Genomic DNA, 19,746 nt, shown 5'->3' with positions numbered 1-19,746 from the left:
GGGGCGTCGGTTCGTGCGTGGGACAGGGTCAGCCGGACGCCGCCGAGGTCCGTACCAGGGTGCGGATCTGGCGCAGCAGCACCGACAGTGCAGCCAGATCCCCGGGGGTGTCGTCGACGTTGCCGATGGCGTTGCCCGCCCGGGCGATCGACGCCGCGTTGACCTGTGCCCACTGCGAGATGCGGTCGGCCGGGGGCATCTCCGGCCCGGTCGACTGCAGCACCTCCGCGGTGAGCGCCGCCAGCGCGGCGTACAGGTCGTAGCGCAGCGCCATCCGGGCCAGGGTCTGCCACCGGTCGTTGCGGGGCAGCTCGGAGATGCGCGACAGCAGCACGTCGATCTGGAACCGCTCGGACATCTCGAAGTAGACAGAGGCCACCTCCGCCGCGGGCCGGCCCGTCTGCGACGCCGTCTCCAGCACGTCCAGCAGGCCGAACGCGTACGCCACGCGGGTGGTCGCCTCGGCCAGCGACTGCGGCACCCCGGCCGCGACGATCTCCTCGACGTGCTCGGCCATGGCCTGCCGCTCCGCGCCCACCACCAGGTTGAACATCTGCGGCAGCAGGTCGCTCACCCCTGGACGCAGCCGCGCGGTCTCGCCCGCCACGTCGATCGGCGAACGCCGGGTGCTGACCAGCCAGCGCACCGCCCGGTCCAGCAGCCGCCGGGTCTCCAGGAACACCCGGATCTGCGCGCCGGTCGGGGCGTTGTTGTCCAGCCGCTCCGCCGCGTGCCACACGTCCCGCAGGCCGAAGACGTCGCGCACCACCACGTATGCCCGGATGACGTCCGCCGCGGACGCGCCGCTCTCCTCCATCGCCCGGAAGACGAACGACGTCCCGCCCCGGTTGACCACCTCGTTGACCAGCGAGGTCGTGATGATCTCGCGGCGCAGCCGGTGCCCGGACATCCGGCCGGAGCACCGCTCACGCAGCGGCGTCGGGAAGTACCGGGCCAGCACGTCGGTGGTCCAGGCCTCGTCGACGATGACGTCCGCGAGGACCTCGCGCTCCAGCGTCATCTTCACGTACGCCAGCAGCACCGCGAACTCCGGCGCGCTCAGCCCCTCGCCGCCCTCGTACCGGGCGGCCAGCGCCTTGTCCGTCGGCAGGGCCTCCAGCTCCCGGTCGAGCTGGCCGGACTGCTCCAGCTCCTTGAGCATCCGGCGGTGCACCGGCAGCAGCGAGTGGGCCTGCGACCCGGCGTTGCCCAGCGCGGTCGCCTGCTCGTAGTTGGTCCGCAGCACCAGCGCCGCGACCTCGTCGGTCATCGCCGCCAGCAGCTCGTCGCGGTCCTGCACGGACATCTCGCCGTCGGTGACCGCGCCACCCAGCAGGATCTTGATGTTGACCTCGTGGTCCGAGCAGTCCACCCCGGCGGAGTTGTCGATGAAGTCGGTGAAGATGCGCCCACCGCTGCGGTGCTCACCCTCGTCGGCCCCGCCGGACCGGGCGAACTCGATCCGCCCGCGCTGGGTCAGGCCCAAATTGCCGCCCTCGCCGACGACCTTGGCCCGCAGGTCCTTGCCGTTGAGCCGGATCGCGTCGTTGGCCTTGTCGCCCACCTCGGCATGCGACTCGGTCGACGCCTTCACGTACGTGCCGATGCCGCCGTTCCACAACAGGTCCACGGGGGCGCCCAGGATGGCCCGCATCAGCTCGACCGGGCTCAGCGCCGTGGCCCCGTCCGCCAGCCCCAGCGCGGCCCGCACCTGCGGGGACACCGGGATCGACTTGGCGCTGCGCGGGAACACCCCGCCGCCATCGCTGATCAGGGACGCGTCGTAATCCGCCCACGACGAGCGGGGCAGGTCGAACAGGCGGCGGCGTTCCGCGTACGAGGTCGCGGCGTCCGGATCCGGGTCCAGGAAGATGTGCCGGTGGTCGAACGCGGCCACCAGCCGGATGTGCTCCGACAGCAACATGCCGTTGCCGAACACGTCGCCGGACATGTCGCCGACCCCGACCACGGTGAAGTCCTGGGACTGGCAGTCGACGCCCATGTCCCGGAAGTGCCGCTTCACCGACTCCCACGCACCGCGCGCGGTGATGCCCATCTTCTTGTGGTCGTAGCCCGCCGAACCGCCGGAGGCGAACGCGTCGCCGAGCCAGAAGTCCTTGCCGACCGAGATCTCGTTGGCGATGTCGGAGAACGTCGCCGTCCCCTTGTCGGCCGCCACCACCAGGTACGGGTCGTCGCCGTCGTGGCGCACCACGTCCCGCGGCGGGACGATCTTGCCGCTGAGGATGTTGTCCGTGACGTCCAGCAGCGCCGTGATGAACATCCGGTAGCAGGCCACGGCCTCGTCCCGGTCCCCCGGCTTGAGCTTCAGGACGAAGCCGCCCTTCGCGCCGACCGGCACGATCACGGCGTTCTTCACCATCTGTGCCTTGACCAGGCCCAGGATTTCGGTACGGAAGTCCTCGCGCCGGTCCGACCAGCGCAGGCCGCCCCGGGCCACCGCGCCGAAGCGCAGGTGCACGCCCTCGAAGCGAGGCGAGTACACGAAGATCTCGTACTTCGGGCGCGGCGCGGGCAGCTCCGGGATCGCCTGCGGGTCCAGCTTGAACGCCACGTACGACTTGGGGCGGCCGTCCGCGCGACGCTGGAAGAAGCTGGTGCGCAGCGTCGCCGAGATCAACGTCAGGTACGAGCGCAGGATCCGGTCCTGGTCGAGGCTGTCCACCCCGTCCAGCAGCTCCGTGATCCGTTCGACCAGCTCACCGGCCCGGCGGGCCCGTTCCTGCTCGCCGATCTCCAGCCGCGGCGAGAACCGGGTGTCGAACAGCTCCACCAGCCCCCGCGCGATCTCCGGGTACGCGATGAACGTCGACTCGACGTAGCGCTGCGAGAAGTGCCCGCCCGCCTGCCGCTGGTACTTGGCGTACGCCCGCAGCACGACCACCTGTCGCCAGGTCAGCCCGGCGCGCAGCACCAGCTCGTTGAACCCGTCGACCTCGACCTCGCCACGCCACGCCGCCGCGAACGCGTTCTCCACCTGCGGGCGGACCTCGTTCAGGTCGCGGTGCCCGGCGGGCGGGCGCAGGCCGAAGTCGTACACGTAGATGGTGGTGTCGGCGCGGCGCACCTCGTACGGGCGCTCGTCGACGACCCGCACACCGAGCGAGTGCAGCACCGGCAGGACCGCGGAGAGCATCATCGGCTCGCCGTACCGGTAGACCTTGAACCGGACATCGCCCTCGCCGGAGGTGTCGGCGGCGCTGGCCCGCGGCTTGCGGTACAGGTGCATCTCCAGCTGGCCGGGCTCCTCCAGCAGCTCCAGCTTGGCGATGTCCTGCACCGCCTCGTACGGGGTGTGGTCGTCCTTGTAGCCGTCCGGGAAGGCGGGGGCGTAGCGGGCGAACAGCTCGCGGGACGGCTCCTCGCCCAGCTTGCGGTCCAGCACCAGGGAGAAGTCGTCGTCCCACATCCGGGTCGCGTCGGCCAGGATCTCGGCCAGCACGTTCGGATCCACCTGACCCGGCGGGTCGGCCGGGTCGGTACGCACGATGAAGTGCACGCGGGCCAGCATCCGCTCGGTCACCCGGGTCGTGTAGTCGACCCCGATGCCGTTCAGCTCGCGCAGCAGGATCTCCTGCATGCGCAGCCGGTTGTGGGTGGTGAACCGGTCCCGGGGCAGGTAGATCAGGCAGGAGATGAACCGGCCGTAACCGTCGCGGCGCAGGAACAGCCGCAACTGGCGGCGCCCGGCCATGCGCAGCACGCCGATGACCGCCTCGTACAGATCATCGGTCTTGATCTGGAACAGCTCGTCGCGCGGGTACGTCTCCAGGATCTGCATCAGGTCCTTGCCGGAGTGCCCGCGCGGCGACAGGCCGGAGCGGTCCAGCACCTCCATCACCTTGCGGCGCACCACCGGCAGCTCCCGCACGCTGGTCCGGTACGCCGCCGAGGAGAACAGCCCCAGGAACCGGCGCTCGCCGATCACATGACCGTCCGCGTCGAAGACCTTGATCCCGACGTAGTCCAGGTACGCGGAGCGATGCACGGTCGCCCGAGAATTCGCCTTCGTGATGATCAACAGGCGCTTCTCCAGCGCCCGCTGGTACGCCTCGGGGGTCATCGAGGAGAGCTTGCGCGGGGTGTTCTGGTCGCCGCGCAGGATGCCCAGCCCGCTGCCCGGCACCGCCACCAGCAGATCCCCGTCCAGCCGGTACTCGCGGTAACCGAGGAACGTGAAGTGGTCGTGGGCCAGCCACTTGAGCAGCTCGATCGCGTCCGTGACGTCCTTGTCCGGCACGGGCAGCTTGGTGTCGGAGCCGCGGGCGGAGGCCAGCTCGTCGGAGATCACCAGCGCCCGCTGGCGCATCCGGGCCCAGTCGTCGACGGCGTCGCGGACGTCGGTCAGGATCCGGCGGACCTCGTTGTGCAGCTGGGCGCGGGCGGCCGCGTCGCGGACCGGGTCCAGCTCGATCCGGATCCAGCTCTCCACCAGGTCGCCGTCGATCGCGTCGTCCGGCTCCACGTCCGCCTCGACCTGGGCCAGCGCGCCCAGCGGCTGGCGGCGCACCACGATCAACGGGTGCACCAGCAGGTGCACCTGGAGCTGGTGGGCGTTGAGCAGGGCGATCACGGAATCGACCAGGAACGGCATGTCGTCCGTGACAATCTGCAGCACCGTGTGACACTGGGTGTTGTCCGGAGCGTGGATCGCGAGCTTCAGTTCGCCCGGCAGGCGGTCGGCGGCGAGGTCGCGGTGCGCGAGCGCGGCGGCGTACATCTCCTTGGGGGTGTACCCGACCAGCTCCTCGTCCGGCGCGAAGCGCCAGAAACGGTCGACCAGCGCGGCCGTCACATGGTCGTCGCCGGCTAAGGCGACCGCCTGGGCGACGAGACGCTCGCCGTTCGGCAAGGGCTCGTCCAGTACGGCGTCCTCGCCGGAGGCGCCCAGCCGGCCCGTCAGGGCTAAGCCGGGACCCGCGAAGTCGAGCTCGGGATCGGATTCGGTCGCTGCCTCGTCGGCGACAGCCATGGTCTGGCGCTCCCCTCACCCACGACACTGTGGGTTCGACGTGTCGACCCCAGCCTAGAACGTGGGCGGCAAGGCCCGAAAACGCGCAGGCGGGAACGGGCCGTTCCGGCACCAGTTTTGATACATCTCACCTGTCACGGGTCCACGGAACCGCCCGACTCCGACTACCGTTCCCTAAGTTTCACAAACGTACCTTCGGAGGGGAGAATCCCATGCGCCGCTTCCGGCACTCGGCCCGCGGGCGTGACCTGCGGCAACGCCGCACGGCCGCGGTGGCGGCCACCGTGCTGCTGCTGGCCGGCGCCGCCGCGGGATGCTCCTCCTCGAACGGGCCGGACGACACCCTGGCCGACTTCCTCACCGGCTGGCGCTCCGGCAACCTCGACAAGGTCGGCTTCGTCCGCGCCGACGGCGGCACGATCAAGGCGCCCGACGTCGTGGATCAGCTGCAGGCCCTCGCCGGCGATCTGGCCCGCTCGCCGCTCGTGCTCAGCGCCCAGGGGGACCCCAAGGTCACCGGCGACATCGCCACGGGCGCCGTCAAGCTCGACTGGACCCTGCCCGGCGGCACCCCGTGGTCGTACCAGAGCACGGTCCGGATGACCAAGCAGGACAGCGACGGCTGGCGCGTGGTGTGGGAGCCGGCCATCGTGCAGAGCGAGCTGACCACCGGCGACCGGCTCGCGCTGCGCCGCGTTCCGGCCAAGCGGGCCAGCATCCTCGACGGCGCCGGGCAGCCGATCGTCACCCCGCAGCAGGTGGTCACAATCGGGGTCAGCCCCGAGAAGATCAAGGACCTGGCGGCGCTCACCGCCGACCTGCAGCAGGCGTTCGACAAGATCGAGGTGGACGTCGACCTCAAGGACCTGAAGGCCCGGGTCGGCAAGGCCGACCCCGGAGCCTTCCTCGACCTGGTCACCCTGCGTCGCCCCGACTACAACAAGATCCGCGACGACGTACGCCCCCTGGACGGCACCGTGTTCCGCGAGGAGGAGCGCCAGCTAGCGCCCACCCGCGAGTTCGCGCGCGCCCTGCTCGGCACGGTCGACCTCGCGACCAAGGACGACCTCGTCGCCAGCCCGGACACCGTCGCCGCCGGTGACCTGGTCGGTCACGGCGGCCTCCAGCAGCGCTACGACAGCGTGCTGCGCGGCGTCGCGGGCACCTCCGTGGTGATCGCCCGCAAGTCGCCGGACGACAACACGGTCGAGGACGCCCAGCTGTTCAGCACCCCGCCCCAGCCCGGCACCGCGGTCAAGACGACCCTGAACGCCAGCGCCCAGCGGGCTGCCGACGCCGCCGTCGGCGCCGAGCCGAAGCCCAGCGCCCTGGTCGCCGTACGGATCAGCGACGGCAACGTGCTGGCGGTGGCCAACGGCCCCGACGGCGGCGGGGTCAACACCGCGTTCACCGCGCAGGTCCCGCCCGGCTCCACCTGGAAGGTGGCCTCCGCGCTCGGCCTGCTCACCAAGAAGGCGGTCACCGCCGACGAGCCGGTCGACTGCCCGAAGACGGCGACCGTCGACGGCCGGGAGTTCCGCAACGCGGCCGGCGAGGTCCTCGGGAAGGTCCCGTTCCACACCGACTTCGCCAAGTCGTGCAACACCGCGTTCGTCGGGCTCGCCCCGAAGCTCGGCGCCGACGGCCTGGCCAGCAGCGCCGCCCAGCTGGGCGTGGGCGCCCAGTGGGACATCGGGGTCGAAGCGTTCCCCGGCAAGGTGTCGACCGGCGCCACCCCGACCGAGCTGGCCGCCGCGGCCTTCGGTCAGGGCACGACCGTGGTCAGCCCGTTGGCGATGGCCGGAGCCACCGCCGCCGTCGCCCGCGGCCAGTTCCGTCAGCCACGTCTGATCACCGACCCGGCGCCCACCCACCCGGCCGCCGACGGCCCGGCCCTGGACGCCACCGCGGTGCGCGCCGTCCGCGACATGATGCGTGAGGTCGTCACCAGCGGCACCGGCACCGGCCTGCGCAACGTCTCCGGCAAGCCGGTGTTCGGCAAGACCGGCACCGCGGAGTTCGCGGACGGTCAGAAGGACACGCACGCGTGGTTCGTGGGCTGGCAGGGCGACATCGCGTTCGCGGTGATGGTGGAGAAGGGCGGCGCCGGCGCCGAGGCGGCCGTACCGATCGTCAACCGCTTCCTCACCACCCTCAACCGATAGCGGACCTCGGCCCGGCCACAACGGTTGGCCAGAAAGCGCGGACAGTTTGTAGTTGAGCCCGAAGGTGGCGCCAAAGCCTTCGTAACGTTCCGCGATTTTGGTGCCATGCGCCTGGGCAGCATCTTCAATTACCGGTATGCCCCATCCGCTGCAGACATCGGTCAGATCTGGCCCGTCAGCCGGATAGCCCCACATCGGCACCGTGATGATCGCCCGAGTCCGCGATGTAATCTTCGCGGTCAGGTCATCGTGGTTCAGGGCGAAGTTGGTCGGCGCTGCGACGTCTGCGAACACCGGAGTCGCACCGACGGCGAGGACGGGCATCGCCGTCATGACTGGTGCGGTAGCAGGGACGATGACTTGGCCCTCGGCGGTGACGCCTCGGAGACATTCGGGATCTGATCGACAAGCAACACATTGTCGCCGGCACGACCCTTCGCGCTGCTGTACCTGCTTACCGAGTGCGCCTGAACAGCTCGGGCAATGTTGCGGACGCGCGCGTCTCCGCGGCGCCCTCAGTTACCACGATCTTGCGGGCGATGGCGGTGTTGGACCAGCCGTCCGGTGTCGCTGTCGTCTTCGGCATCGACGATTTGGTCGTCGAGGCCCGATCACCCTCAGTGGTCAAAATGCCGATAATGATCCATAACACCCCGCCCCAGCGCACAGACTACGTCTGAATGAGTTCGGCATTCCGATGGTCGCGACCGGGGAAGGAAGATCGACATGTCAGCAGCTCGCGGGATCCGTGTCTGTATCACGCTGGGGGTGCTGGCCATCGTGCTCGGCCCCGCCACGTCCACTCAGGCGGCGGCCCACTGCACGACCGTCACCGGCAGCTACGTCGAGCATCCGGTCACCGGGCCCAGCTGCCTGTCCCCGGTCGGGCTGTGCATCGAGGCGACATACCGCGGGGGCGTCAGCGGAACACTCGAGGGTCGCGCGACCTCCATCGTGCCGACCGCGGACACGCCGACGACCACCGTGCAGCTGTTCACCTCGGACTCCACCCTGACGGGCAGGATCGGCGGACGGACCGGCAGCTTGATCATCAAGAACGCGGGCGCCTTCTCCTCCGGCGGTGACGGCTCGATCGTGGACCTGCAGACCATCATCGGAGGAACCGGATACCTCAACGGCGCCACCGGCGCATTGCGGTCGCAGGGCACCTTCACGTTCCCCGACGGTGGACGTTCCCGCTACACCGGCACCGTGTGCTTCCACTAGCCGGGCGGGGTGGAATAGCGCGGGGCGGCCGGGTCACCCCGGCCGCCTCGCGCCTCCGCTACTTCTGCAGGTAGGTCAGTACGGCCAGGACCCGGCGGTGTTGTTCCTCGTCGGGTGGGAGGTCGAGCTTGGTGAAGATGTTGCGGACGTGCTTCTCCACGGCACCCTCGGTTACCACGATCTTGCGGGCGATGGCGGTGTTGGACCGGCCCTCCGCCATCAGCCCGAGGACCTCGCGTTCGCGCGGAGTCAGGTGGCGCAGCGGGTCGTCGCGGCGCCGCCGGACCAGCAACTGCCCGACGATCTCCGGGTCGAGCACGGTGCCGCCGCCCGCCACCCGCCGCAGCGCGTCCATGAACTCGGCGATCTCGGCGACCCGGTCCTTCAGCAGGTAGCCGACCGCCCCGCGGCGGTCGGCCAGCAGGTCGTCGGCGTAGTCGACCTCGACGTACTGGGAGAGGACCAGCACCGGGCTGCCCGGCACCGCGGCGCGGGCCTCGACGGCGGCGCGCAGACCCTCGTCGGTGTGCGTGGGCGGCATCCGGACGTCCACGATGGACACGTCGGGGCGGTGCTCGGCGATGGCCCGTACCAGCGACGGACCGTCGCCGACCGCCTCGACGACGGTGCAGTCGTTCTCCTCCACCAGCCGGATCAGACCCTCGCGCAACAGCACGGCGTCGTCGGCGATCACCACCCGCATGCCGACGAGCCTATGTGCTGCGGCTTTCTACAGAGGCAGGGCCACTGTCAGCGTCGTCCCGGCGCCCGCCGGGCTTGCCACGTCCATGACGCCCCCGGCCGCCTGGACGCGATCCGCCAGGCCCGCGAGGCCGTGCCCCTTGGCCACACTCGCGCCGCCCACACCGTCGTCGGCCACGACGACGACCAAGCCGGTGGGCTCCCGCCGGACGCTGACCCGGACCTCGGCGGCGTGGCTGTGCTTGGCGACGTTGGTGAGCGCCTCGGCCACCACGAAGTACGCGGTCGACTCGACGGCCGCGTCGAGGCGGTCGATCGGCGGGGCGTCCAGATCCACCGGTACGGTGCACCGGCCGGCCAGGGCGGTCAGCGCCGCCTGCAGCCCCCGGTCGACGAGGATGGGCGGGGCGATGCCGCGCGACAGCGCGCGCAGCTCGGCCAGCGTTTCCCGGGTCTGCCCGAGCGCCTCGGCGACGGTCGCCCGGGCCGCCTCCGGGTCGCTGGCGAGTTGCTGCTCGGCCCGGCCGAGGTCCATGGCGAGCCGGACCAGCCGCTGCTGCGGGCCGTCGTGGATGTCGCGTTCGAGCCGGCGCAGGGCGGCGGCTTCGGCGGACACCGCCGCCGACTTCTGCTCCAGGGCGATGTCCCGGGCCGTCCGGGCCTCGACGACCTGTTTCCGCAGCTCGTGCACGCCGCTGAGCATGCCCCTGGCGACCTGCGCCTCCAGCAGTGCCATGGCCCGCATCACGAGGTACAGCGTGCCGGCGAAGAAGAAGCCGACCGCCAGGTGGAAGACGATCCGGGTGGCGTACCCGTCGCCGAGCCCGAGCACCATCGGCAGGTCCTCGCTGCCGGGATCCCGCGGGAGCGCCCAGTCCCACAGCGGGTAGCTCAGGCCACCCAGGGCTCCGGCCCACCAGGTGACAGCGACGGAGAAGGCGATGGTGCTGGGAAACAGGCGGACCATGCCGTGCACGAGGTCGAGCCACGACTGGCCGTCGACGATCGGCATCAGCGCCCGCCGGACGACCCCGGCACCCTCCCCGGCCTGCTTGTACACGGCCTGCGGCACCCGGCGGCCGAGGATCGGGGCGATCCGGGCCCGCTCCAGCATGGCGAACCCGCGCGCCAGCAGGAAGGTGCCGAGCAGGATCGGCAGCCCGATCCAGATGATCAGAGTGCCGACGCCAACGGAGAACCCGGTGACGAACAGCACCAGCGTGACCAGCGACAGCGGGAAGCCGAGCAGGATGTAGAGGGTGTCGAGGCCGAGTTGGCGCAGGAGGCGCTGGGCCAGGCCGCGGCCGGGCACCGCGGGAACGGCGGTCATGTCCATGTCGTCGACGCTAGACATCATGATCCCCCCGTCCGATCCCGCTGGCCGCCCGGTTGACGGTAGGGCTAACCCGACCACCGGTCGACCCCCTGCCGGTGGGCCGGTCACGCGATGTCGGCCGGTTCCCCGGGGCCGATGTCGAATGCGGGGCGCTGCGCCGGGAGGGTGAAGCCGTCGGCCGGCCGCCGCAGCATGCCCGGACGGGTGGCCGGCAGTGGGTCCGAGTCGAGCAGCGGAGCGGCCCCCAGCGGGCGGCTGGCCGGGCGGATCGCCTCCTCGTCCCCGGCCCCGGCGTGGGACTCCTCCACCGGCTGAGGCTCGTCGGCCACCGCATCCCGCGGCACGGTCGTGTCCTCGGCTACCGCCGTGTCGTCGTCGGCGGTGGCCCCGACCAGCACATCGGCGGCGGTGGCCGCGACCGGCACGTCGGTGGCGTCCGGGCCGAGAGGCGGCACGGCGGCGTCCAGCCCATGAGGCGGCACGTCGGTGGCGTCCGGGCCGAGGGGCGGTGCGTCACCCACCTTCGCGGGCGAGGCCGCGACGGCGTCCGCAGCCGGGGAACCGTCCAGGTCGGAGACGGCCGCGCCGTCCGGCTCCTCGTCGGAGATCGCGGACGGTGCCGTCCGCTCACCGGCCGGGGCGGGCGGGGCCAGCAGGTCCCGGCGGGCGGCGATCAGGTCGGGCCGCGACCCGGCCCGTACCGGGGAGAGCCCGGCGACCAGCGCGGACGTGATCTCCCGCGCGTACGCCCCGTCGGGGTCGTAGTCGGGGTCGAAGACCGTGATCTCCACGCCCAGGCAGTGCGGGGTGTCCACCAGCCCGGCCAGCAGCAGCTCCAGCTCGGGGAACGCGATACCGCCCGGCGACGGCGCGTCGACGGCCGGCATGACGGCCGGATCGAGAACGTCGACGTCCACATGCACCCAGAACCCGGCGCAGTCGACGAGCTGATCGCGGGTCCACTGGGCGGTACGGGCGGCGCCCTCCACCCGCAGCGCGGGCACCGGCCGCGTGACGATGCCGGCCGCCTGCAGGTCGAGCCGGTACTCGTCCTGCGCCCGGATCCCCAGGACCACCACGTCGATGTCCCGGAAGTACGGCCGCCGCCCCTCGATCGCCGCGAGGTCGGTCTGCCCGCGCCCGGTGACCAGGGCGAGGTCCTCCCCGGCGGCGGCACCCACGTACGAGGCGTTGCCGGGGTGGCGGAAGTCGGAGTGCCCGTCGACGAACACGAGCCCGATCCGGCCGCCGACCGCCTCGCCGAGCCGGTGCATGGCCAGCCCGGAACCGAGCACGATGGAGCAGTCGCCGCCGAGGACCACCGGGAACTCACCCGCGTCGATGATCGCCCCGATCCGGTCGGCCAGCGCCCGCGAGTACGCCGCGATCGCGTCCGCGTGGCACACGCCGTCGCCGGGCCGCCAGTCGCCCGGGTCGTACCGTGGCGGGGTGAGGCAGCCGGCGTCGCGGGCGCCGAGCCGGGTGAGCAGACCGGCATCCCGCAGGGCCCCGGGCGCCTTGGCGCACCCCGGCACCGACGTCACGGTCGGCGGGCGCAGACCGAGATTGGACGGTGCGTCGAGGACGGCGATGCGGCGCATGGGGCCCCCGGGTGGGTCAGGCAAAGCGGGTCAAGCCTGAGTCGATCAGGCAACGGCCGGTCAGGCAAGTGTCGATCGGGCAGTGTCCGTCAGAACAGTGCGCTGGCGAGGGCACGCCGCGCACCGGCCACCGCGGGATCGTCGGGTCCGGCCACGGCGAACAGCGACAGCAGGTGCCGGCGTACCTCGTCGCGATCGTCGCCGCTGGTGCGCCGGACCAGGCCGACCAGCCGCGTGTACGCCTCGGCGGCCTGCCCGCTGAGCACCTCGATGTCGGCGGCCAGCCGCTGCGCCTCGATGTCCTCGGGGTCGGCGGCGGCCCTGGCCAGCGCCGCGGCGGCGTCCACCCCGGACACCCGGCGGTAGAGATCCACCTGGGCGAGGCCGGACTCGGCGGCCCGGTCCTGCGGCGACTCGGCGAGGATCTTCTTGTACGCCGCCTCGGCCGCGTCCAGGTCACCCATCATGAGCGCGTCGTCCGCGGCGTCCAGGCGCGGATCCTCGGGCGCCGCGACGGAGATCCCGGCGGCCTTCAGTACGGCGTCCAGGTACTGCCGGACCTGCGCCTCGGGCAGCACGCCGGTGAAGCCCTCGACGAGCTGACCGCCGACCACCGCGACGACCATCGGGATGCCCTGCACCCGCAGCGCCTGGGCGAGCCGCGGGTTCGCGTCGACGTCCACCTTGCCCAGCACCCAGCTGCCGGCGCCCTCCGCGGCGAGTTTTTCGAGTACGGGCGAGAGCTGCTTGCAGGGCTCGCACCACTCGGCCCAGAAGTCGAGGACGACCGGGGTGGTCATCGACCGTTCGAGCACGGCCGACTGGAAGTTCGCCTCGGTGACGTCGATGACCGTCTCGGGCCCGCCGAGTCCACTCGCGGACGGGGACGGACCCGCGGCCGCGGCGGACGGCGCGGGGCCGGCCGGGCGTGCCGGGGCCTGACTCGGCCCGCGCAGCGCGCTGAGGTCGACCGCGCCGCGGGTGAAGATCGACGGGGTGGTGCGTGGGTCGCTCATGGTTACCTAGTCTCGCACGCTGACGAGCGGCTTCGCCGAGCCGCCGGGCGGGGGATGACGGACTTGGCATCCGCTGCCCGCCGGACCCACCGGATGACCGTCGTCGCTACAGGTCGGCGGTGCGTTCCAGGTACTGCGCCACGGCGTCGCCGAACGCCCCGGGTTCGAGCGCGAGCGGTGTTCCGGTGGGCGGTCCGAGCCGCCGCAGCGCCGGAAGGTAGTTGTCCGGCCACCGTCCGCCCCGCGGGCGCGAGTCGAGCAGGTCCTGTACGGCGGCGGTGAGCCAGTACCGGTCGCCGTCGCTGCCCAGGAGGCATGATCGGCAGATTGGGTGGCCCGGGCAAAGACCACACAGCCCCCGGCCACAGGCCGGGGGCTGTGTTCGAGGTGTCGGATGGCCTCAGCTCAGAGATCGAATTCGCCGTCCCGAGCGCCCGCGAGGAATGCGCGCCACTCGGCATCCGTGAAGCGGAGTACCGGTCCGCTTCGGTCCTTGGAATCGCGGACGACGACGGCGTCGTCGTCCAGCCGCACCTCCACGCAGTTGCCCTCGGTCCCGCTACGGGTCGAGGTCCGCCAGTTCTGGTCAAGGCGCCGCATGGCCACCCTTCCTTTCGCTCGGGTCAACGGAGGTCGTCCAGCGCCGCCTCGAGCATGTCCCGAGAGGTGCCGGGCGAGGCCGCCGCCGCACGTAGCCCGTCGAACGCTAGCGTAAACCGTTGCACATCGGTGCCTTCGGCATAAACATCCCCAGCCACCCCCTCGATGTACGCGACATCCGGGTCCTGTGCGAACCGAAGCACCACGAAGGACCCGATCACCCCCGGGTGCGCGCCGGCCGAGTACGGCAGGACCTGGATCGTGACGTTGGGCCGGCCCGCGACCTCGACCAGATGCTTGAGCTGCTCGCGCATGACCATCGGGCCGCCGACCGAGCGCCTGATCACGGACTCGTCGATGACTACCCACAGGTCGACCGGCAAGGTTCCGCCGAGCCGCGCCCGCTGCCGTTCCATCCGTACGCGGACCCGCGCCTCTATCGCGTCGTCGGTCATGGCGGGCAGCGCCGAGGCCAGCAGCGACCGCGCGTAGCTCTCGGTCTGCAGCAGGCCGGGCACGGTGATCGCCTCGAAGTCGAGCAGCCAGCTGGCCTCGGCCTCCAGCCCGATGAACGTCGAATACGCCGACCGCAGCTCGCCTGCGTGCCGCGTCCACCACCCCTGCACCTTTCCGGCCCGGGCCAGGGCCTCCAGGTCGGAACGCGTCTCCTCGTCGGCCACCCCGAACAGGTCGAGCAGCTGACGCAGGTCCTTGGGACGCAGGCCGCCGCGACCGGTCTCGATCCGGCTCACGGTCGACACCGACACTTCGAGGTGTGCGGCCACCTCCTCGCGACTCAGCCGCCGCTCCTCGCGCAGGCGCTTGAGTTCCAGGCCGAGGCGACGGCGCCGGACGGTCGGACTCACCTGGGTCGACATAGCCGCCAGTCTCCCGTCTGTGCCCCGGAGGCGGTATCCCGCGCACCCGATCCGGTGACCCGCATTGCATATGCATTTCGGCCGTGCAAATGTTGCCCCACCTGCCCATGGAAGGCTCCGCGATGGCACATACGCGCCGCTGGCGGCTTTTGCCCTTCATTCCCCCCCGATGTACCTGCGGGCTGCGGTGGCCCTGCCCCGACTCGGTCGCCTGGCCGATCGGCACGCCGGTGCCGGACGGGTCGCGGCCACGCCGCTCCCCGCCCGGACTGAACACCGCAGAGCGCTAGACCGGACCGGACACCGCAGAGCGCTAGAAGCGCGCCGGTTCCCGGTAGACGCCCCACTCCGAGCGCAGCGCGTCGCAGATCTCGCCCAGCGTCGCCTCCGCGCGGACCGCGTCGAGCATCGCGGGGATCATGTTCTCCTCGGTCCGGGCCACCGCGACCATCCGGGCCAGGGCCTCCTTGACCCGTACGTCGTCCCGGCCGTCGCGGCGGGCGGTCAGGTCCCGCTTCTGCGCCAGCTCGACCTCGTGGGAAACCCGCAGGATCTCCAGATCCTTGGCGACCGTACCGGTGTGGCAGTTGACGCCGACGATCTTCTTGTCGCCCTTCTCCAGGGCCTGCTGGTAGACGAACGCCGCCTCGGCGATGTTCGCGGTGAACCAGCCGTCCTCGATGCCGCGCAGGATGCCCGCGGTCATCGGGCCGATCGGGTGCGGCTGCGGGTCCAGCGCGAGGATCCGCTCGAAGATCTCCTCGGCCTCGGCCTCGATCCGATCGGTCAGCGCCTCCAGATACCACGAGCCGCCGAGCGGGTCGGCGACGTTAGTGACCCCGGTCTCCTCCATGAGCACCTGCTGGGTGCGCAGCGCGATCTCGGCGGATTCGTCGGTGGGCAGCGCGAGCGTCTCGTCGAGCGCGTTGGTGTGCAGCGAGTTGGTGCCGCCGAGCACCGCCGCGAGCGCCTCGACAGCGGTACGCACCACGTTGTTCACCGGCTGCTGCGCGGTCAGCGACACCCCGGCGGTCTGCGTGTGGAATTTCAGCCAGAGCGCCTTCTCGCTGGTGGCGCCGTACACGTCGCGCAGGCGGCGGGCCCAGATCCGGCGCGCGGCGCGGAACTTGGCGATCTCCTCGAAGAAGTCGATGTACGCGTCGAAGAAGAAGCTCAGGCCGGGCGCGAACGTATTGACGTCCAGGCCGCGGGAGAGCCCGAGTTCCACGTACCCGAAGCCGTCCGCCAGGGTGTACGCCAGCTCCTGCGCGGCGGTCGAGCCCGCCTCGCGGATGTGGTAGCCGGAGACCGACAGCGGCTTGTACTTGGGGATCTCGGCGTGGCAGTACTCCATCAGGTCGCCGATGAGGCGCAGGTGCGGCTCGGGGGCGAACAGCCACTCCTTCTGCGCGATGTACTCCTTGAAGATGTCGGTCTGCAGCGTGCCGTCGAGCTTGCTCAGGTCGGCGCCCTGCCGCTCGGCGGCGACCAGGTACATGCAGAAGACCGGCACGGCCGGGCCGGAGATGGTCATGCTGGTGGTGACGTCCTGCAGCTTGATGCCGTCGAACAGCACGTCCATGTCGGCGGCCGAGTCGATGGCGACGCCGCAGTGGCCGACCTCGCCGAGCGACTGCGGGTCGTCGGAGTCGCGGCCCATCAGCGTCGGCATGTCGAACGCCACGGACAGCCCGCCGCCACCGGCGGCGAGGATCATCTTGTACCGCTCGTTGGTCTGCCGGGCGTTGCCGAAGCCGGCGAACTGCCGGATCGTCCAGGTCCGCCCGCGGTAGCCGGTCGGGTACAGACCCCTGGTGTACGGGAACTCGCCCGGCCAGCCGATCCGCTCGAAACCGGGGTACACGGAGCCGTCCGGTGGGCCGTAGGCGGGGGCCACCTCCAGCCCGGAGAGAGTCGTGAAGTCGGCGTCCCTGGTGCGGGCGGAGTCGTAGCGCTGCTGCCAGCGCTCACGTCCGGCGGCGATGTCGGCTGCGTCCATGCGGCACATGGTATGCGACTCGACTGAACGATGGCTAAGTCGACCGGTGCCTGTTGCCGATCATCCTTGACGACACGAGGCTGCGCCGGTCTCCCGTTGCCCTGGACACACAGGGCTGCGGCGCGGCGCCGAGAAGGCTAGGTTTTCCCGCCATGAATGTGCGCGACCCGCGGTTCGTCACCGCCATTCGCCTGATCACGGCCACCGCCGTGCTCATCGGCGTGATCCTCGATGCCTCCGGCGACTCGACCGTGCTGTCGCTGCTGCCGTATTTCACGATCCAGAGCAGCATCGCCTACGGCGTCTTCGCGGCCTGGGCGGCCACCCGGTCATGGCGGGGCGAGCTGAGCACCCCGGCGCCGCTCAAGGGCGCGGTCACCCTGTACGTGACCATCACCGGCCTGGTGTTCCACTTCGTGCTCGACAACCCGGCCAGCGGCTTCGCGCAGCTGGGGGTCCACCGCACCCCGGCGGAGGCGGTCGCCAACCAGCTGCTGCACACGGTGGTTCCGCTGCTGGCCGTGCTGGACTGGCTGCTCTTCGACGAGCGCGGCCGCTACAAGTGGCGGTACGCGCTGTACTGGCTCGCGTTCCCGCTGTTCTACCTGGGCTTCGCGCTGGTACGCGGGCTGATCGTGCACAAGTACCCGTACCCGTTCCTGGACGTGAACGACCTGGGTTACGGCGGGGTGGCGCAGAGCGCCGTCTTCTTCGCGCTGTTCTTCTACCTGCTGGCGCTGCTGTTCGTGGTGATCGACCGGGTGCCCGCGGCGCTACGGCGCAGACGGGCGGCGGACCAGATCGAGGCGTGAACGACGACGGCCCCCGGGATTGCTCCCGGGGGCCGTTCGCGTAGCCGGAACTCAGATGCCGTTGTCGGTGCAGAGCTTCTCGAAGCCTTCCTTGCAGACGTCCTTGCGCTCGACGAACTTGTCGGCCACGACGTCCTTGACGTTCTCCTTGAAGATCAGTCGCGGCTTCAGCAGCACGGCGGGCACGTACGCGCCGGACTCGACGTCCTTCACCTTGCCGCCGACCTCGATCTTGTCGCCCTTGAAGAGCTTGATCGCAAGGTTGGCCGCGGCCTCGGCCTCCTGCTTGATCGGCTTGTACACCGTCATGCACTGGTCGCCGGTGAGGATGTTCTGCAGGCCCTGCACGGTGGCGTCCTGGCCGGTGACCGGGACGGTGCCGTTGAGCTTGCTCTTCTTCAGCACGCCGATGGCCGCGTTCGCGAGGCCGTCGTTGGCCGCCACCACGCCGCGGATCTTGCTGTTGGTCTGGACCATCATCTGCTCGAAGATGACCCCGGCCTCGTCGTTGCTCCACTCCGGCACCGACTGGTCCGGGCCCTTCACGTACGTCTCGGAGTCGTACTTGGGCTGCAGCACCTGCTCGTAGCCCTGCTTGAACTGGGTGGCGTTGTTGTCGGTCGGCGAGCCGTTGAGGTCGGCCACGAGGGGAGCCTTGGTCCCCTTCTCCTCGAGACACCGCACCAGGCCCTGGCCCTGCATCTGGCCGACCGTGACGTTGTTGAAGCTCACGTAGTAGTCGGCGCCGCCGTTGAGGGTGAGGCGGTCGTAGTCGATCGTGGCGACGCCGGCCTTCCTGGCCTTGTCGAGCACGGCCTTGCCGGTGCCCGAGTCCAGGTTGACGATCATCAGGACCGTGGCGCCACCGGAGATCATGCTGTCCGCGATCGACGCGAACTTCGCCTTGTCGCCCTGCGCGTTCTGGATGTCCGCCTTGACGCCGGCCGCGTCGAACGCCGCCTTCAGGAACTTGGGGTCGTCGGTGCCCCACCGCTGTGAGCTCTCGGTGTCGGGCAGGATCACGCCGATCTTGCCTTTACCCTGCCCATAGATCTTGGGCCCACCACCGGTGTCGCCGCCACCGCTGGTGTTGTCACCACCGTTGTCGTCGCAGCCCACCACGCCTGCCATGGCCATCAGGCCGACCATGGCAAAAGCGAACATCTTCCTACGCATCCCGCGTTCCTCCCGGCCAGAGGCGGCAAAGGCTACCAGCGCTGGAGCCCTGGTAAACCCCCGCATCCGTACGACTTTGTCACCGTCCGCAGGCAATTCCCCGTCGATGGTCACCGAACGGAATGGGCCGAACACGAGCGGTTCTCAATTCCCGGTGAGACGCCCGGTTTTCGTCCCTTTGCGGCGCACATCATCGACTCTGCCCGATCGGGCACCCTGTCGGGAACCACCGGATTCCGGACCGGTCGGCACGCCGGTCAGAGCCCCTTGAGCAGCTCCTCCGCCGCCGCGTACGGATCGATCTCGCCGTCCGCCACGCGGGTGGCCAGCGCGGCCAGCGCCGTACCCTCCCGCAGCGAGCCCAGCCGGGCGCGCAGCGTGCCCAGCGCGATCGCCTCGACCTCGGCGGCGGCCCGCTCCGCGCGGCGGCGGCCCAGCTCGCCGCTGCTCTCCAGCCAGTCCCGGTGCTTGCCGATCGCGGCCAGCACGTCGTCGACGCCCTCGCCGCGCACCGCGGTGGCCCGCACGACCTGCGGCCGCCACTCCCCCGGGCCCCGCTCACCCAGCGCGAGCATCCCCTGGATGTCGCGGTACGTGGCGTCGGCGCCGGGCCGGTCCGCCTTGTTGACCACGAAGACGTCCGCGATCTCCAGGATCCCGGCCTTCACCGCCTGGATCGCGTCGCCCATGCCCGGCGCCAGCAGCACCAGCGTGGTGTCGGCCAGCGACGCGATCTCCACCTCGGCCTGGCCCACCCCGACCGTCTCGACCAGCACCACGTCGCAGCCCGCGCCCTCCAGCACGCGCACCGCCTGCGGCGTCGTCGCGGACAGGCCGCCGAGATGGCCGCGGCTGGACATCGAGCGGATGTAGACCCCCGGATCCGTGCTGTGCTCCTGCATCCGCACCCGGTCGCCGAGGATCGCCCCGCCGGTGAACGGGCTGGACGGGTCCACCGCCAGCACGCCGACCCGGCGGCCCTGGCCCCGCAGCGCCCGGACCAGCTCGTTCGTGGTGGTCGACTTGCCCACGCCGGGCGAACCGGTGAGCCCGACGACCTGCGCCTGACCCGCGTACGGGGCGAGGGCGGCGGCCACGGCGGGCAGTGCCGGGTCGCCGTTCTCGACGAGGCTGATCAGGCGCGCGACGGCCCGCGGATCCCCGTCACGGGCGCGGGCCACCAGCGTGGGCACATCACGGGAACGGCGCGGGGTGAAGGTCACCGGAGCATCCTGCACCAT

12 protein-coding genes and 2 pseudogenes are annotated in these 19,746 nt (G+C 71.0%); 3 read left to right on the top strand and 11 right to left on the bottom strand.

Features of this window, described 5'->3' with window-relative positions:
* Positions 1-28: 28 nt before the first annotated feature.
* The gene (locus tag ACMCNN_RS04910; protein WP_412744979.1) at positions 29-4,993 is read right to left on the bottom strand and encodes an NAD-glutamate dehydrogenase; all 4,965 of its coding nucleotides are present in this window, start codon (positions 4,991-4,993) and stop codon (positions 29-31) included.
* 212 nt (positions 4,994-5,205) lie between these two features.
* On the opposite strand from ACMCNN_RS04910, the gene ACMCNN_RS04905 reads away from it, so the two are divergent.
* Positions 5,206-7,158 carry a penicillin-binding transpeptidase domain-containing protein gene (locus ACMCNN_RS04905; RefSeq protein WP_412744978.1) on the top strand — a complete coding sequence of 651 codons (1,953 nt, stop codon included), beginning with the start codon at positions 5,206-5,208 and terminating at the stop codon, positions 7,156-7,158.
* An 81-nt stretch (positions 7,159-7,239) separates the two neighbouring features.
* Here the strand turns inward: ACMCNN_RS04905 and ACMCNN_RS04900 are convergent.
* A pseudogene (locus ACMCNN_RS04900) lies at positions 7,240-7,677 on the bottom strand (DegT/DnrJ/EryC1/StrS family aminotransferase); the annotation flags it as partial.
* A gap of 207 nt (positions 7,678-7,884) precedes the next feature.
* Between ACMCNN_RS04900 and ACMCNN_RS04895 the strand changes: the two are divergent.
* A complete protein-coding gene (locus ACMCNN_RS04895; protein ID WP_412744977.1) occupies positions 7,885-8,385 on the top strand; it encodes a DUF3224 domain-containing protein in 501 nt (166 codons plus the stop codon).
* A gap of 58 nt (positions 8,386-8,443) precedes the next feature.
* Here the strand turns inward: ACMCNN_RS04895 and ACMCNN_RS04890 are convergent, their stop codons facing one another.
* The 7 genes and pseudogenes from ACMCNN_RS04890 to ACMCNN_RS04860 form a co-directional block, all read right to left on the bottom strand.
* On the bottom strand, positions 8,444-9,088 hold the full coding sequence (locus ACMCNN_RS04890; protein WP_412744976.1) for a response regulator: 645 nt from the start codon (positions 9,086-9,088) through the stop codon (positions 8,444-8,446).
* Positions 9,089-9,115: 27 nt separating this feature from the next.
* A complete protein-coding gene (locus tag ACMCNN_RS04885) occupies positions 9,116-10,423 on the bottom strand; it encodes a sensor histidine kinase (RefSeq protein WP_412744975.1) in 1,308 nt (435 codons plus the stop codon).
* A gap of 697 nt (positions 10,424-11,120) precedes the next feature.
* Positions 11,121-12,024, bottom strand: a pseudogene (locus ACMCNN_RS04880) (arginase family protein); the annotation flags it as partial.
* 89 nt (positions 12,025-12,113) lie between these two features.
* Positions 12,114-13,040: a tetratricopeptide repeat protein gene (locus ACMCNN_RS04875; protein ID WP_412744974.1), complete on the bottom strand. Its 927-nt coding sequence runs from the start codon at positions 13,038-13,040 to the stop codon at positions 12,114-12,116.
* Between the two features lie 405 nt (positions 13,041-13,445).
* Positions 13,446-13,640, bottom strand: coding sequence for a DUF397 domain-containing protein (locus ACMCNN_RS04870; RefSeq protein WP_412744973.1), 195 nt, complete (start codon positions 13,638-13,640; stop codon positions 13,446-13,448).
* A 23-nt stretch (positions 13,641-13,663) separates the two neighbouring features.
* A complete protein-coding gene (locus tag ACMCNN_RS04865) occupies positions 13,664-14,518 on the bottom strand; it encodes a helix-turn-helix domain-containing protein (RefSeq protein WP_412744972.1) in 855 nt (284 codons plus the stop codon).
* Between the two features lie 313 nt (positions 14,519-14,831).
* On the bottom strand, positions 14,832-16,517 hold the full coding sequence (locus ACMCNN_RS04860) for a methylmalonyl-CoA mutase (RefSeq protein WP_412744971.1): 1,686 nt from the start codon (positions 16,515-16,517) through the stop codon (positions 14,832-14,834).
* Between the two features lie 152 nt (positions 16,518-16,669).
* Here ACMCNN_RS04860 and ACMCNN_RS04855 point away from each other — a divergent pair, with 152 nt between their 5' ends.
* Positions 16,670-17,329: a Pr6Pr family membrane protein gene (locus tag ACMCNN_RS04855; protein WP_412744970.1), complete on the top strand. Its 660-nt coding sequence runs from the start codon at positions 16,670-16,672 to the stop codon at positions 17,327-17,329.
* Positions 17,330-17,380: 51 nt separating this feature from the next.
* On the opposite strand, the gene ACMCNN_RS04850 is transcribed toward ACMCNN_RS04855, so the two are convergent.
* Together ACMCNN_RS04850 and meaB are read right to left on the bottom strand one after the other, a co-directional pair.
* Positions 17,381-18,505 carry a sugar ABC transporter substrate-binding protein gene (locus ACMCNN_RS04850; protein WP_412744969.1) on the bottom strand — a complete coding sequence of 375 codons (1,125 nt, stop codon included), beginning with the start codon at positions 18,503-18,505 and terminating at the stop codon, positions 17,381-17,383.
* A gap of 257 nt (positions 18,506-18,762) precedes the next feature.
* The gene (meaB, locus tag ACMCNN_RS04845) at positions 18,763-19,746 is read right to left on the bottom strand and encodes a methylmalonyl Co-A mutase-associated GTPase MeaB (RefSeq protein ID WP_412744968.1); all 984 of its coding nucleotides are present in this window, start codon (positions 19,744-19,746) and stop codon (positions 18,763-18,765) included.

Source organism: Krasilnikovia sp. MM14-A1004, from assembly GCF_047159485.1.
Classification (GTDB): domain Bacteria; phylum Actinomycetota; class Actinomycetes; order Mycobacteriales; family Micromonosporaceae; genus Actinoplanes.
Note: the sequence above shows the minus strand (reverse complement) of the source record. Positions and strands in the feature narration are given on the sequence as shown.